Origin of the sequence: Streptomyces phaeolivaceus, assembly GCF_009184865.1 — a bacterium.
GTDB lineage: Bacteria > Actinomycetota > Actinomycetes > Streptomycetales > Streptomycetaceae > Streptomyces > Streptomyces phaeolivaceus.
Map to the genome: position 1 here is coordinate 1,964,447 of NZ_CP045096.1, position 14,891 is coordinate 1,979,337.

Sequence of the window (14,891 nt, forward strand, 5' to 3'; positions counted from 1 at the left end):
GCGCGACCAGCCCCCACGCACCCGCGCTGTCACAACGCACCTCTCGGTGGCCCCACACTCCGCCGCACGACTATGTGCGTGCCCAGCAGGTGATGGCGCCCCGCCGCGCTCGCCGCATCCCGCAGAGCGATCCGCACCGCCGCCCTCCCCAGTTCCTCCGCAGGAGTCCGCACCGTCGTGAGCGGCGGATTGAAGTCCTCGGCCAGCGGGATGTCGTTGTACCCGACCACCGAGATGTCGTCGGGCACGCTCAGCGCGGCCTCGGCGATCGCGCGGAGCGCCCCCGCCGCGACCATGTCGTCGCCCGCGAACACGGCCGTGAACTCCCGTCTCCCCTTGAGCAGTTCGGTCATCGCCCGGAGCCCGGCCGGCCGCCCGAGCCCGCAGTCGACGACATGCGCGGCCTCGGGCGGCAGCCCGTGCTCGGCGAGCGCGGCCCGGTATCCGGCGACCCGGGCGTCGAGTGCCGTGTTCCCGGGCAGCCCGCCGAGGAAGACGATCCGGCGGTGCCCGGCGGACAGCAGATACCCGGTGATCGCCCGCGCCCCGGCCTCGTTGTCGAACTCGACGACCAGCGCCGGGATCCCGGGGTCCGGGGCGGGCCGGCCGCACAGCACCAGACGGGCGCCCGACGCGTCCAGGGCCTGTGCGTACTGGGCGACCCGCGAGCGGTACGCGTCGTCCTCGACGACCCCGCCGACCAGGATCACCAGCCGTGCCCCCTCCTCCCGCATCAGCCGTACGAAGTCCATCTCCCGCTGCGGGTCTCCCCCGGTCGCGCCGACCACGCACAGCCAGCCCCGGTCGGCGGCCTCGGCCTCCACACCCTCGGCGACCTGGGCGTAGAACGGGCTGGTGACCTGGCGGACGACGACGGCGGCCATCTTGCGGCCACCGCCGACCAGGGCGCGGGCGTGCGCGTTGGCGACGTAGTCCAGTTCACGGGCGGCGCGCACGACGCGGGCCCGGGTGGCGGCGGGCACCGGGTGGTTGCCGCTGAGCGCGCGGGAGGCGGTGGCCGTGGACACCCCGGCCCGTACGGCGACCTCACGGATCGTGACCCGGCCCCTGGCCATCGGGTCCTTGAGTTCCGGCTCCTCGTGCGCCATGTCGTTCCCCATCCCCCGCGTCTCCTGTTCCGATTCCGCCGGTCGACGACCGCCGAGCACCGGCCGTCGGCCGCTGCTCACGTGTTGGCCGCGTAGTCCTTCGCGAACTCCTCGGCCATTCTGTCGCCGCCGCGCTGCCGCCACTTCTTCACGGTGGCGTCCCATTCCGAGAGCGGGAGGCGTCCGGCGACGATTCCGGTGACCGCGTCCTCGACGAGGGCCTTGAGTGTGGCGCCCTGGGAGTTCTTGGTGGCGGACTGGAGTCCGAAGGAGGCGTTGCGGATGGCGTGCGGCACGACCTTCGTCTGCCAGGTGTGCAGGGCCCGTACGGCGTCCGGCATGCCCGGTACGAACAGCACCTGGGGGCCTTCGGCGAGGTACTTCAGCGGCAGGTTGGTGTTGTTCTCCACCTCGCCGAGCTTGGTGGGCTGCGGGGAGCCGTCGGTGCCCCGGGTGAAGTGGGTGCCCTCGACGCCGTAGTGGACGAGTTCCCACTCCTGGCTGCCGAAGGGGGCGGCGAGATAGTCGAGGACGCGCAGCAGCAGTTCGATCCGTTCCTTCTTCGCCTTCTTCAGCACGGTGTAGCCGAAGGAGCGGCGGGCGGCGACGATCCCGCCGGGTTCGCCGCCGACGCTGTACGGCAGGGCCGCGGCCGGGGTCAACTTGCCTTTGCTCTCGCGGTACTTGGGGAGGTAGGCGCCGAAGCCGTCCTGCATGGAGCCGACGGTGCCGTTGTAGTAGAGCGTGGTCAGATCGATCTGGGAGATCGAGGTGGCGTCCGGGTGGTACGAGCCGTCCTCGCGCAGCCGTGCCTGGAAGGCGATGGCCGCCTTGAGGCGTTCGTCGGCCCAGGCGGATTCGAAGGTGCCGCCCTTGGTGACGGACCACTCCATCGGGGCGTTGTGGGCGGCGGCGTGGACGGCGTTGCCGAAGAGGGAGCCCGTGGCGGCGCCGAGCGCGTAGGTACGGCCGCCGGTGGCGCGCTTGGCCACGGCGGCGAACTCGTCGGCGGTCCAGCCCTCCTTCATGCCCGCGTCGGTGAACATGCCCTGGTTGAGCCAGAGCGTGGAGCCGGGCAGCGGGCGCTCCAGCGGGATGCCGTAGAGGAGGCCGCCGATGCGGCCCATGTCGCGCCAGGCGTGGGTGGGGATGTTCGCGAGGTTCGGGTAGTCGGCGATCGCGTCGCCGGAGAGGTACGGGGTGAGGTCCTCGGCGCGGCGGCGGACGAACTCGGCCTCGCGGGGCAGGACGAAGCCGGAGAAGACGCTGATGATGTCGGGGAGGGTGTCGGCGTCGCCCGCCATCACCGTCGCCATCTTCTTCTGGTAGTCGGCCTGGGGGACGATCGTGTACTCGATCTTCACCCCGAGGGCCTTCTCTACGGCCGCCCAGAACCGGTTGGCGGAGGCCGGCTTCGGCGGGGTGCCGAACGACACGGACATGACCCTGACCGTGGAGCCGTCGCCCGGGGTGCGGGAGACGGACTTGGCGAGGTCGGCGGGGTAGGCGGTGTAGCCGGCCTGGACGCCGGCCTCGGTGGGCGGAAGGTCCGGCTTCGGGCCGCTCACGGGGGTGTACGCGGGCCAGGGCGCGAGCTTCTTGCCCGCGTTGGAGACGTCGCTGTCGCCGGAACCGGTCGAGCAGGCGGTCAGCAGGGCGGGGGCGGTCGCGGCGGCGCCCCCGACGGCGACGGAGCGGAGCAACGTACGGCGGGACATGCTGGACATGGGCGGACGACCTTTCCGTGCACGGCTCTTGATGGACTGTCAGGTCTTGCGGGACGGTCAGCTCTTGATGGCGCCGGTGAGCACGCCCTTGGTGAAGTACCTCTGCAGGAACGGGTAGACGAGCAGGATCGGTACGGTGGCGATCACCAGCACCGCCATCTGCACGGTCTGCGGCGCGGTGACCGTGCCCTCGCCGGTGGTCGCGTCGGTGAGGCCGGAGCCGGCCACCACATAGGTGCGCAGGACCTGTTGGAGGGGCCAGTGGTCGCTCTCCAGGTACAGCGAGGCGTAGAACCAGGAGTTCCAGTACGCCACCGCGTAGAACAGTCCGACGACGGCGAGCGCGGCCTTGGACAGCGGCAGGACGACCGAGAACAGCACCCGCCAGTCCCCCGCCCCGTCCAGCCGCGCGGCCTCGTACAGCTCCTCGGGGATGCCCTGGAAGAAGCCGCGCAGGACGACGAGGTTGAAGACGTTCACCAGGACCGGCAGGACCAGGGAGGCGTAACTGTCCAGCAGGCCCAGCTCCTTGACCAGCAGGAAGCTCGGGATCATGCCGGGCGGGAAGAGGAAGGTGAACAGGATCAGCAGCAGCACGGGCCGACCGCCGAAGACGCCGGGGCGGGAGAGCGCGTAGGCGAGGGTGACCGTGCAGGCGAGGCTGAGGAGGGTACCGACAAGGGTGACGCCCGCGCTGACGCCGAGGGCGTGGGTGACGATGCCGCCGTCGAGGATGTCACGGTAGGCGTCGAGGCTCGGCTCAGCCGGCCAGAGGACCCAGCCGCCGTTCGCCACGACCTCGTCCGTCGAGGCCAGCGACGTGGACACGATCACCAGGAACGGCACGCACACCAGCAGGACGACGGCGACGAGGGCGACGGCCTTGGCGGCCCGGGTCAGCGGCTTCGGCTTCTCCAGCCAGGCGGGCCGGACGGCGGTACGGGACCCGGCGCGGCCGGCGGTGCGGGTGCGGGCGCTCACTTGTAGACCCCCTGTTCGCCGAGGCGGTGGGCGACCTTGTTTGCGGCGTAGACGAGCAGCGCGCCGACGACGCCCTTGAACAGGCCCGCCGCGGCGGCGAATCCGTAGTCGCCGCCGACGATGCCCTGGTAGTAGACGAAGGTGTCGATGATCTCGGCGGCCTCCGGGCCGACCGCGTCGCGCTGGAGCAGCATCTGTTCGAAGCCGACGGAGAGGATGTCGCCGAGCCGCATGATGAGCAGCAGCACGATCACCGGGCGGATGGCGGGCAGGGTGACGTGCCAGAAGCGCCGCCAGGGCCCGGCCCCGTCGATCGCGGCGGCCTCGTACTGCTGCTCGTCCACCTGGGCGAGGGCGGCGAGGAAGATGATCGTGCCCCAGCCGGCGTCCTTCCAGATGACCTGGGCGACGGTGAGCGACCGGAAGGCGTCCGGGTCGCCGATGATGTCGACGGTGCTCAACCCCATGCCGTCCAGGGAGGAGTTGAGCAGTCCGGTGTCGCCGAGCACCTGTTGGAACAGGGCGACGACGATCACCCAGGAGATGAAGTGCGGCAGATACGCCACCGACTGCACGAAGCGGCGGACGCTGTCGCGGGTGAGGCTGTGCAGCAGCAGGGCGAGGCCGAGCGGCACCGGGAAGTAGAAGACGAGCTGGAGGACGGCGATCCAGAGGGTGTTGAGGACGGCCGCCCAGAACGCCCCGTCCTCGAACATGCGTTGGAAGTTGCCGAGGCCGACCCAGGGGCTGCCCCAGACACCGTCGAAGGGCACGTACTCCTTGAACGCGATGAGGTTGCCGGCCAGGGCGCCGTAGTGGAACAGCAGAAAGTAGCCGAGGCCGGGGAGCATGAGCAGGACGAGGGCGCGGGAGCCCCGGATCCGGCCCTTGCTCTGTAAACCTTTTCGTCGCGGTGGCGCACCATCCGTCCCAGGGTGCGCCGACCCGACCTCCTCTGCACCTGCGCGTTCCCGTAGTACAGCGGCCACGGGTCCCCCTCTGCTCTCGAAGTCCGAGTGAGGGGAAGTTAAAACGTTTTCAGCATGCGGTCAACAGTTCTGACACGCAACGGAGTTGAGCGCGGAACCGGTCGGCTAGCCGAACACCCGCCCGTTCAGCACCACCCTCGACGGCGTACCGAGGACACGGACGTCCGCGCGGGGGTCCTCGTCGTAGACGATCAGGTCGGCGGGGGCGCCCTCGGTGAGGCCGGGGCGGCCGAGCCAGTCGCGGGCGGACCAGGTGGTGGCGGCGAGGGCGGCCAGCGGCGGGATTCCGGCGGTGACCAGTTCCGCGACCTCGGCGGCGACCAGGCCGTGCGCGAGGGAGCCGCCGGCGTCGGTGCCGACGTAGACGGGGATACCGGCGTCGTAGGCGTTGCGGACGGTGTCGTGACGGCGTGCGTGGAGGCGGCGCATATGGGCGGCCCAGTCCGGGAACTTGGCCTCGCCGCCGTCCGCCATGGACGGGAACGTGGCGATGTTGACGAGGGTGGGGACGATGGCGACCCCGCGTGCGGCGAAGAGCGGGATCAGGTCCTCGGTCAGGCCCGTCGCGTGCTCGACGCAGTCGATGCCCGCCTCGACGAGGTCCCGCAGGGAGTCCTCGGCGAAGCAGTGGGCGGTGACCCGGGCGCCCAGCAGATGCGCCTCCGCGATGGCCGCCTCCACGGCCTCCCGGGGCCAGCAGGCCGTGAGGTCGCCGACACCCCGGTCGATCCAGTCGCCCACCAGCTTCACCCAGCCGTCGCCGCGCCGGGCCTCCTGGGCGACGTACGCGACGAGTTCCTCCGGCTCGATCTCATGGGCGAAGTTCCGGATGTAGCGCCGGGTACGGGCGATGTGGCGGCCCGCGCGGATGATGTTCGGGAGGTCGTCGCGGTCGTCGATCCAGCGGGTGTCGGACGGGGACCCGGCGTCGCGGATCAGCAGGGTGCCCGCGTCGCGGTCGGTCAGGGCCTGCTTCTCCGCGACGTCCTCCGGGACCGGGCCGTGGGGGCCGAGGCCGACGTGGCAGTGGGCGTCCACCAGGCCGGGGAGGGCCCAGCCGTGGACCGTGCGGACGTCTCGGGCGGTGGTGGGGCGGTCGTAGGAGATACGGCCGTCCACGACCCAGAGTTCGTCGCGGACGTCCTCCGGGGTGATGAGGACGCGTCCCTTTACGTGCAGCACGGTGTGGTCGCTCATGTACGGCACGATATGCGCTTCGCTCAACGGGTTGTTCTTCGGCCGCGGCCCGGTGGGGGCTTGTCACGCGGTTCCCCGCGCCCCTGACGGGGGCGCCCTTACGGGGCGGCGGTGTCGTCCTCCTCCACGTTCGCCATCGCCGGGTCCAGCAGGCGGGAGAGGAAGTGGCGGGTGCGCTCGTGCTGTGGGGCGCCGATGACCTGGGCCGGGGTGCCGTCCTCGACGACGACCCCGTCGTCCATGAAGACCACCCGGTCGGCGACCTCCTTCGCGAAGGTCATCTCGTGGGTGACCACCATCATCGTCATGCCCTCGTTCGCGAGCATCCGCATCACCGCGAGGACGTCCCCGACCAGCTCCGGGTCGAGCGCGGACGTCGGCTCGTCGAAGAGCATCACCTCGGGGCCCATGGACAGCGCGCGGGCGATCGCCACGCGCTGCTGCTGGCCGCCGGAGAGGGAGGCGGGGTAGGCGGTCGCCTTCTCGGACAGGCCGACGCGTTCCAGGTTCTCGGCGGCCACCTTCGCCGCCTTCGCCTTGTCCCGCCTCAGGACCCGGCGCTGCGGCAGCGTGAGGTTCTCGGTCACCGTGAGGTGCGGGAAGAGGTTGAACTGCTGGAAGACCATGCCGATACGGCGGCGTACGGCGTCGATGTCGACGTCGGGGTCGGTGAGTTCGGTGCCGCCGACGAAGACCTGGCCCCGGGTGGGTTCCTCCAGGAGGTTGACGCACCTGAGCAGGGTCGACTTGCCCGACCCCGAGGGGCCGATCACACACACGACCTCGCCCCGGCCGATCTCCAGGTCGATGCCCTTGAGCACCTCGTTGGTGCCGAACGACTTGTGCAGGCCGCTCACGCGGATTTCGGGCCGGGTCATTTCACGGCCTCCTGGGCCTTCGCCTCCATACGGCGTACGACGAAGCCGAGCGGGATGGTCACCAGCAGATAGCACAGGCCGGCGACCAGGATCGGCGTGGAGTTGGCGGTGGTGCTGGCCAGATCACGGCCGTACTTGGACAGTTCGCGCTCCTCCAGCGTGACGCCGAGGAACAGGACGAGCGAGGAGTCCTTGAAGAGCAGGACCAGTTCGTTGGTGAGCGGCGGGAGGATGATCCGGAACGCCTGCGGGATGATGATCGAGACCATGGCGCGCGCGGGCGAGAAGCCCAACGAACGGGCCGCCTCCAGCTGGCCCTTGGGGACCGCCTGGATGCCCGCGCGGATCGTCTCCGCCATGTACGCGGCGGCCACCAGGCCCAGCGCGAGCGCCACCTTGCCGTAGGTGCCGCCGGGGATCTCCGTGCCGGGGAAGGCCAGCGGCACGGCGACACCGATGAAGATGAAGATCAGCAGGGCGGGCAGGCCCCGGAAGATCTCGATGTACACGCCGGCGAACCAGCGGTACGGGCCGACCGACGACAGCCGCATCAGCGCGATGACCATGCCGAGGACGAGTCCGAACACGAAGCCGGACAGCGTGTACAGCACGGTGTTCTTGAGCGCGAGCGTGATGACGTCGGGGAACATCTGCTCGGCGATGTCCCACTGGGCGAACTGGTTCCTCAGCCGCGCCCAGTCGGCGGACACCGCGAAGGCGACGACGGCCGCGACGAAGACGACGTACTGCGCGCCCCGGGACAGGGCGCGCTTCCGGCTCCGGCTGAGGCCCTTCCGCTTCGGCTGGAGCGTGGTGTCCGGGTCGGTCACGCTCATGAGGCGGACGGGGTGGCGGAGGCGGCGCTCTCGTCGTACGGGCCGATCCACTGCTCGTACAGCTTCTTGTACGTGCCGTCGGACTTCGCGTCCGCCAGCGCCTTGTCGATGGCGGCGAGCAGCGCGGTGTTGCCCTTCTTCACCGTGATGCCGTACTCCTCACCGGTGTTGACCTGCTCGGCGACCTCGAAGGCGTCGGCCAGCTCCGCGTTCTTCAGCCAGCCCTGGACGACCGGGTAGTCGATGACGACGGCGTCGACCTGGCCGGTGCGCAGGCCGTTGAGGACGGCGTCGGAGGACTCGAAGGAGACGGAGTCGATGCCCTGGCTCTTGGCGTAGTCCTCGCCGGTGGTCTGCGCCTGGGTGCCGACCTTGTAGTCCCCGTCGCCCTTGAGGTCCGCGAAGGAGCGGATGTCGGCCTTCTTGGCGGCGAGGACGGCCTGCGTGGCCTCGAAGTACGGGTCGGAGAAGTCGACGTTCTTCTTGCGCTCGTCGGTGATCGTCATACCGGCGGCGGCGAGGTCGCACTCGCCGGAGTTCAGGAAGGCGCCCGTCTTGAAGTTCTCGAACGGGGTGTCGAGGATCTCCTGCTTCACGCCCAGGTCCTCGGCGACGAGGTCGATCAGCGCCACGTCGAAGCCCTGCACCTTGCCGTCGATCTCCGACTGGAACGGCGGGTACGGGAGGTGGGTGCAGGTCGTGAGCTGACCGGCCTTGACCAGCTCCACCCCGCCGGCCGCGGTCTTGGTGCCGCTGCCGCCGTCGCCGTCCGAGGAACAGCCGGCCACGAGCAGCAGACCGGCCGCGGCGGTGGTGGCGGCCAGGATGCGGGACCGGCGTCCGGGGACCGAGTTCACGGGGAGACCTCCTGTGGGATGACTGAGACAACCGATTATAAGGAGATGTTTGACTTTCCCAAACCAATCCGATGGCCATCGGGGCGCCTGACCTCGGATGTCACCGGTGCGGGGTGTGCGGGTGCCGTCGGTACCCTCGGAACCATCTACCCCGTCAGTGAAGAGAGCACCCCGTGACACACCCGTTTCTGGATCTGGCCCCGTTGAGCGCGGCGCACTTCGCGTCCGTCGAGGACCGGGTGGGGCGGCTGCTCTCCACCGCGCAGGACGTCGTGATCACCCAGGGCGAGGCGCTGCTGCCGCTGGAGGGCGCGATCCGCGGGGCCGCCGGGCCCGGCACGACCGCGCTGAACGTGATCACCGGCCCGTACGGGCAGACCTTCGGGAACTGGCTGCGGGACTGCGGGGCGACCGTGATCGATCTGGCCGTCCCCTTCCACACGGCGGTCACGGCCGAGCAGATCCGGGAAGCGTTCGCCGAGCACCCGGCGATCGACTTCGTGTCGCTGGTCCACGCGGAGGCGGCGACCGGCAACACCAACCCGGTGGCGGAGATCGGCGAGGTGGTCCGCGCGCACGGCGCGCTGTTCCACCTGGACGCGGTCGCCTCCGTCGGCGCCGAGCCGGTGCTGCCGGACGCGTGGGGCGTCGACCTGTGCGTGATCGGGGCGCAGAAGGCACTGGGCGGACCGGCCGGGGTGTCGGCGATCTCGGTGAGCGAGCGGGCCTGGGCGCGGATGGCGGCCAACCCGAGGGCGCCGCGCCGCTCGTACCTCTCCCTGCTGGACTGGAAGGAGCGCTGGATCGACGGCGGCCGGCGCGCGCTCCTGCACGCGCCCGCCCAGCTGGAGATGCTCGCCCTGGAGGCCTGTGTGGAGCGCGTGGAGGCGGAGGGCCTGGCGGCGGTGATGTCCCGGCACGCGTCCGCCGCGGCGGCGACCCGGGCGGGGACGCTGGCGCTGGGCGGCGGTCTGGAGCCGTACGTCCACGAGGCGGCCGACGCCGCGCCGGTGGCCACGACGCTCCGGGCGCCCGCCGGGGTGGACGCGTCGGAGCTGGTCGCCAAGGCTCTCGCCGCGGACCCCGCCCTGCCGCTGGCCGCGGGCGGCGGCGCCCTCGCCTCGGAGATGATCCGGGTCAACCACTACGGGCCCGACGCGACCCCGGGCGTCGTGCACGCCGCCCTCGCGGGGCTGGGCGCGGCCCTCGCGGAGTTCGGCGCGCCGGTCGATCCGGCGGGGGCCCGCCGGGCGGCGACGGCGGCCTGGGCGTGACCGGAGCACCACTTCACCGAGAAGGCCGAAGGAATCTAGGGAATCTAAGGGAATCGAGGGAATATAGGGAATTGCAGTCGGCCTTTTGCGGCAGAAATGCAGCGGAATCAACAGAACAGGATCCCGTATTCTTCTGCCCGCTCTTCCCTCTCCTAAACGCAAAGGTTTCGCGAACACTCACGGGGCTAATTCGAGCAGATCTCGTGAGGGTTGTATACATGTGACCGACTCCACAACGCGCCCCTTTTGTGCGGTAATTTACGGGCAAACACCCTCACATCGCCCCCGTTTCCCTGGGCCGCTCACGCCCGCGTGATAACACGTGGACGGCCCATACGTAACCCCGGGGGGCGATGCAATTCGAAATTCCCATGGGTAAATTCAAGCCCATGACTGCCGCACAAGCAGAACCGCTGACGGAAATCGTGGAAGGGATTCGGATCGACCGCCCGAGCGTGGCGGACGGCGCCGCGCTGTGGCGCATCGCCGGGGACTCCGGAGTCCTGGACCTGAACTCCTCGTACAGCTATCTGCTGTGGTGCCGGGACTTCGCGGACACCTCGGCGGTGGCGCGGGACGAGTCCGGGGAGCCGGTCGGGTTCGTGACCGGGTATGTGCGGCCCGAGCGGCCGGACACCCTGCTCGTGTGGCAGGTGGCCGTCGACGAGGCCCATCGGGGGCTCGGGCTCGCCGCCGCGCTCCTGGACGGGCTCACCGCACGGGTCGCGCGACAGCACTCCCTCACCGCGGTCGAGACCACCATCTCGCCGGACAACACCGCCTCCGAGCGGCTGTTCGCCTCGTACGCCGAACGCCATGGCGCGCGCGTCGAGCGGACGGTCCTGTTCGAGGCGGCGGACTTCCCGGACGGCCCGCACCAGCCCGAGGTGCTGCACCGCATCGGCCCGCTGTCCCCCTGAGCCCCCCGCGCACCCCCCTCATCCCCCTCCCTCACCTCCCGCACCCCCACGCACCGAGGAGCGATTCGACGTGACCATCACCCAGCCCGACCTGAGCGTCTTCGAGACCCTGGAGTCCGAGGTGCGCAGTTACTGCCGCGGCTGGCCCACCGTCTTCGACCGCGCGCAGGGCAGCCGGATGTTCGACGAGGACGGCCACACGTACCTGGACTTCTTCGCCGGCGCCGGGTCACTCAACTACGGCCACAACAACCCGGTGCTCAAACGCGCCCTGATCGACTATCTGGAACGGGACGGCGTCACCCACGGGCTCGACATGTCGACGACCGCGAAGCGGGCGTTCCTGGAGTCCTTCCAGAATCTGGTGCTGCGCCCGCGCGATCTGCCGTACAAGGTGATGTTCCCGGGGCCGACCGGCACCAACGCGGTGGAGTCGGCGCTGAAGCTGGCCCGGAAGGTGAAGGGGCGCGAGGCCATCGTGTCGTTCACCAACGCCTTCCACGGCATGTCGCTCGGGTCGCTCGCCGTCACCGGCAACGCCTTCAAGCGGGCCGGGGCGGGCGTCCCGCTCGTGCACGGCACGCCGATGCCGTTCGACAACTACTTCGACGGGCAGGTCCCGGACTTCCTGTGGTTCGAGCGGCTGCTTGAGGACCAGGGCTCCGGGCTGAACAAGCCCGCCGCCGTGATCGTCGAGAGCGTGCAGGGCGAGGGCGGCATCAACGTCGCCCGCCCGGAGTGGCTGCGGGCGCTCGCCGGACTGTGCGAGCGGCAGGACATGCTGCTGATCGTCGACGACATCCAGATGGGCTGCGGTCGCACGGGCGCCTTCTTCTCCTTCGAGGAGGCGGGCATCACGCCCGACATCGTGACCGTCTCCAAGTCCATCAGCGGCTACGGGCTGCCTATGTCGCTGTGCCTGTTCAAGCCGGAGCTGGACATCTGGGAGCCCGGCGAGCACAACGGCACGTTCCGCGGCAACAACCCCGCGTTCGTGACGGCGACGGCCGCGCTGGAGACGTACTGGGCGGACGGCTCCGCGATGGAGAAGCAGACCCGCGAGCGCGGTGAGCAGGCCGAGCAGGCGCTGATCTCGATCACCGAGGAGAACCTCGCCGATGTGAAGGAGTACCGGGGGCGCGGCCTGGTGTGGGGCATCGAGTTCCACGAGAAGGCGCGCGCCGGGCGGATCGCCAAGCGGGCCTTCGAACTCGGGCTGCTGATCGAGACGTCCGGCCCGGAGAGCGAGGTCGTCAAACTGCTGCCCGCGCTCACCATCACGCCCGAGGAACTGGACGAGGGCCTGCGTGTCCTCGCCCGCGCCGTACGGGAAACCGTCTGACCTCGTACGGGAAACCGTCTGACCTCGTACGGGAAACCGTCCGACCCCGTACGGGAAACCGTCCGACCCCGTACGGGAAACCGTCCGACCCCGTACGGGAAACCGTCCGACCCCGTACGGGAAACCGTCCGACGCCGTACGGGAGTTCATCTAACTAGGAGGCATCGCAGCACCGTGATCGTCCGTTCGTTCAAGGACATCGAAGGAACCGACCGGCATGTGAAGTCGGCGTCCGGCACCTGGGAGAGCAAGCGGATCGTGCTCGCCCGGGAGCGGGTCGGGTTCTCCCTGCACGAGACCGTCCTGTACGCGGGTACGGAGACGTCCATGTGGTACGCGAACCACATCGAGGCCGTCGTGTGCGTCGAGGGCGAGGCCGAGCTCACCGACCAGGAGACCGGGCGGAGTTACACGATCACGCCCGGCACCATGTACCTCCTCGACGGGCACGAGCGGCACACGCTGCGGATCAAGGAGGACTTCCGCTGCCTCTGTGTCTTCAACCCGCCCGTGACCGGACGGGAGGACCACGACGAGAACGGCGTCTATCCCCTGCTGACGGAGGAGGGCTGACCCTCATGACCACGCTCACCGATCTCTACCCCAGCCGCGGCGCCACCGAGGTGTCGGTCCCGCGCAAGGACCCGGTCGTCTGGGGCTCCCCCGGCACCCCCGGCCCGGTCTCCCTCGCCGAACTCCAGGCGTACGAGCGCGACGGCTTCCTCCCCGTCGAGCAGCTGATCGCGCCGGACGAGGTCGCCGTCTACCACCGGGAGCTGGAGCGGCTGGTCGCCGATCCGGCGATCCGGGCCGACGAGCGGTCGATCGTCGAGCCGCAGTCGCAGGAGATCCGGTCGGTGTTCGAGGTGCACCGGATCAGCGAGCTGTTCGCGCGGCTGGTGCGCGACGAGCGGGTCGTCGGGCGGGCCCGGCAGATCCTCGGCTCGGACGTCTACGTCCACCAGTCGCGGATCAATGTGAAGCCCGGCTTCGGCGCGTCCGGGTTCTACTGGCACTCCGACTTCGAGACCTGGCACGCCGAGGACGGTCTGCCGAACATGCGGACGGTGTCCGTCTCGATCGCGCTGACCGAGAACCACGACACCAACGGCGGTCTGATGATCATGCCGGGGTCGCATCGGACGTTCCTCGGCTGCGCCGGGGCCACCCCGAAGGACAACTACAAGAAGTCGCTGCGGATGCAGGACGCCGGCACCCCGTCCGACGAGGCGCTGACGGCCATGGCCTCCGAGTACGGCATCAAGCTGTTCACGGGCAAGGCCGGTTCGGCGACCTGGTTCGACTGCAACTGCATGCACGGCTCCGGCGACAACATCACGCCGTTCCCGCGCAGCAATGTCTTCGTCGTCTTCAACAGCGTGGAGAACACGGCCGTGGAGCCCTTCGCGGCTCCGATCCGCCGGCCGGAGTTCATCGGCGCGCGGGACTTCACCCCGGTGGGGTGATCCCGCCGCCCCGGTGACGGGCCGGGCTGTCGCCGCCCCCCTCGGCGACAGCCCGGCCCTTTCACGTGCCCGGACCGGACCGGCGACTACAGTGGCGACTACAGCGCCGGGTAGTCCGTGTATCCCTTGGCGTCGCCGCCGTAGAAGGTCGCCGGGTCGGGCTGGTTGTACGGGCCGCCCGCCTTCAGCCGGGCCTGGAGGTCCGGGTTGGCGAGGAAGAGCTGACCGAAGGCGACCAGGTCGGCGGTGCCGTCCTCGACGAGGGCCAGGTCGTCCGGTCCGGTGGGGCCGTCCGTCGCCGGGTTGAGCACGAAGGTGCCGGAGAACAGCTTGCGCAGCCGCTGGGTCAGCTCGCGCTGCCCGGGGGCCTCGCCGATGTGCAGATACGCCAGACCGAGCGGCTCCAGGGCCTGGACGAGCGCGGTGTACGTGGACTCGGGGTCGGGCTCGCTGATGTCGTTGAAGGGGTTGCCGGGCGACAGCCGCAGCGCGGTGCGGTGGGCGCCGACGGCCTCCGCGACGGCCCGCACGGTCCGCACGGCGAACCGGATGCGGTTCTCCTCGGAGCCGCCCCAGTCGTCGGTGCGCAGATTGGAGCCGGGTGCGAGGAACTGGTGGATCAGATAGCCGTTGGCCCCGTGCGGTTCGACCCCGTCGAAGCCGGCCTCGATCGCGCCGCGCGCGGCCGTCGCGAAGTCCTGGACGGTGCCGAGGACCTCGTCGTGGGTCAGCTCGCGCGGGGTGACGAAGTCCTTGGGGCCCTCGTGCGTGTACACCTGCCCCTGCGCGGCGACCGCCGAGACACCGACCGGGTGCAGGCCCTCGGGCAGCACGGGGTGGCCGATCCGGCCGGTGTGCATCAGTTGGACGAAGATCGTGCCGCCGGCCGCGTGCGCGGCGTCGGTGACCGGGCGCCAGGCGGCGACCTGGTCCTCGTCGTGCAGACCGGGAGTGTGCGGGTAGCCCTGGCCCACGTGGGACGGCTGGACGCCCTCGGTCACGATGAGGCCGGCCGAGGCGCGCTGGGCGTAGTACTCGGCGGTGAGCGCGGTGGGGCGCCCGCCCTCGGCGGCCCGATGGGGGTCCCCCCGGTTCGAGCGAAGCCGAGAACTGGGGGAGGGGCATGGGGGACATGACGATGCGGTTGGCGAGCCGTGTGCCGGACAGGTCGACGGGGTCGTAGGCGGTGGTCACGGTAACTCCCGGTGGGTGGGTTATGTGGTCGGCCGATCAATGCAACCGGGGAGCACTGTAGCCCATTCCTTGGTCGGCCAACCTTTTTTTGACCGAGAGGTACCTTGGGCGGTGAGACCGA

The 14,891-nt window shown here is 70.2% G+C and carries 13 protein-coding genes and 1 pseudogene; 5 read left to right on the forward strand and 9 right to left on the reverse strand.

What is annotated here, in order from left to right; genetic code table 11:
- Window positions 1-29: 29 nt before the first annotated feature.
- The 8 genes from F9278_RS09285 to F9278_RS09320 form a co-directional block, all read right to left on the reverse strand.
- Entirely contained in the window at window positions 30-1,121 is a 1,092-nt protein-coding gene (locus tag F9278_RS09285; RefSeq protein ID WP_226966679.1) for a LacI family DNA-binding transcriptional regulator, read from the reverse strand.
- 65 nt (window positions 1,122-1,186) lie between these two features.
- Window positions 1,187-2,836, reverse strand: a complete 1,650-nt coding sequence (locus F9278_RS09290; RefSeq protein WP_152167874.1) for an extracellular solute-binding protein — start codon at window positions 2,834-2,836, stop codon at window positions 1,187-1,189.
- A 57-nt stretch (window positions 2,837-2,893) separates the two neighbouring features.
- The gene (locus tag F9278_RS09295) at window positions 2,894-3,817 is read right to left on the reverse strand and encodes a carbohydrate ABC transporter permease (protein WP_152167875.1); all 924 of its coding nucleotides are present in this window, start codon (window positions 3,815-3,817) and stop codon (window positions 2,894-2,896) included.
- Entirely contained in the window at window positions 3,814-4,668 is an 855-nt protein-coding gene (locus F9278_RS09300) for an ABC transporter permease (RefSeq protein WP_152167876.1), read from the reverse strand. The genes F9278_RS09295 and F9278_RS09300 overlap by 4 nt, the downstream gene beginning before the upstream one ends.
- A gap of 243 nt (window positions 4,669-4,911) precedes the next feature.
- The gene (locus F9278_RS09305) at window positions 4,912-6,003 is read right to left on the reverse strand and encodes an amidohydrolase family protein (protein ID WP_152167877.1); all 1,092 of its coding nucleotides are present in this window, start codon (window positions 6,001-6,003) and stop codon (window positions 4,912-4,914) included.
- 98 nt (window positions 6,004-6,101) lie between these two features.
- The gene (locus F9278_RS09310; protein ID WP_152167878.1) at window positions 6,102-6,881 is read right to left on the reverse strand and encodes an amino acid ABC transporter ATP-binding protein; all 780 of its coding nucleotides are present in this window, start codon (window positions 6,879-6,881) and stop codon (window positions 6,102-6,104) included.
- A complete protein-coding gene (locus tag F9278_RS09315; RefSeq protein WP_152173767.1) occupies window positions 6,878-7,711 on the reverse strand; it encodes an amino acid ABC transporter permease in 834 nt (277 codons plus the stop codon). Before F9278_RS09315 ends, F9278_RS09310 begins: the two co-directional genes overlap by 4 nt.
- A 2-nt stretch (window positions 7,712-7,713) precedes the next feature.
- Window positions 7,714-8,574, reverse strand: a complete 861-nt coding sequence (locus F9278_RS09320) for a transporter substrate-binding domain-containing protein (RefSeq protein WP_152167879.1) — start codon at window positions 8,572-8,574, stop codon at window positions 7,714-7,716.
- 173 nt (window positions 8,575-8,747) lie between these two features.
- On the opposite strand from F9278_RS09320, the gene F9278_RS09325 reads away from it, so the two are divergent.
- From F9278_RS09325 to thpD, 5 genes are all read left to right on the forward strand, one after another.
- Window positions 8,748-9,848 (forward strand): pyridoxal-phosphate-dependent aminotransferase family protein, encoded by a 1,101-nt coding sequence (locus tag F9278_RS09325; RefSeq protein ID WP_152167880.1) that lies wholly within the window; start codon window positions 8,748-8,750, stop codon window positions 9,846-9,848.
- Window positions 9,849-10,237: 389 nt separating this feature from the next.
- Complete coding sequence (gene ectA, locus F9278_RS09330; RefSeq protein WP_193241413.1) at window positions 10,238-10,768, forward strand: diaminobutyrate acetyltransferase; 531 nt, start codon at window positions 10,238-10,240, stop codon at window positions 10,766-10,768.
- 70 nt (window positions 10,769-10,838) lie between these two features.
- A complete protein-coding gene (gene ectB, locus F9278_RS09335) occupies window positions 10,839-12,110 on the forward strand; it encodes a diaminobutyrate--2-oxoglutarate transaminase (protein ID WP_152167881.1) in 1,272 nt (423 codons plus the stop codon).
- 174 nt (window positions 12,111-12,284) lie between these two features.
- The gene (locus F9278_RS09340; protein ID WP_152167882.1) at window positions 12,285-12,683 is read left to right on the forward strand and encodes an ectoine synthase; all 399 of its coding nucleotides are present in this window, start codon (window positions 12,285-12,287) and stop codon (window positions 12,681-12,683) included.
- Window positions 12,684-12,688: 5 nt separating this feature from the next.
- On the forward strand, window positions 12,689-13,576 hold the full coding sequence (gene thpD / locus F9278_RS09345) for an ectoine hydroxylase (RefSeq protein ID WP_152167883.1): 888 nt from the start codon (window positions 12,689-12,691) through the stop codon (window positions 13,574-13,576).
- A gap of 98 nt (window positions 13,577-13,674) precedes the next feature.
- Here thpD and F9278_RS09350 read toward each other — a convergent pair.
- Window positions 13,675-14,770, reverse strand: a pseudogene (locus F9278_RS09350) (alkene reductase).
- Window positions 14,771-14,891 lie beyond the last annotated feature (121 nt).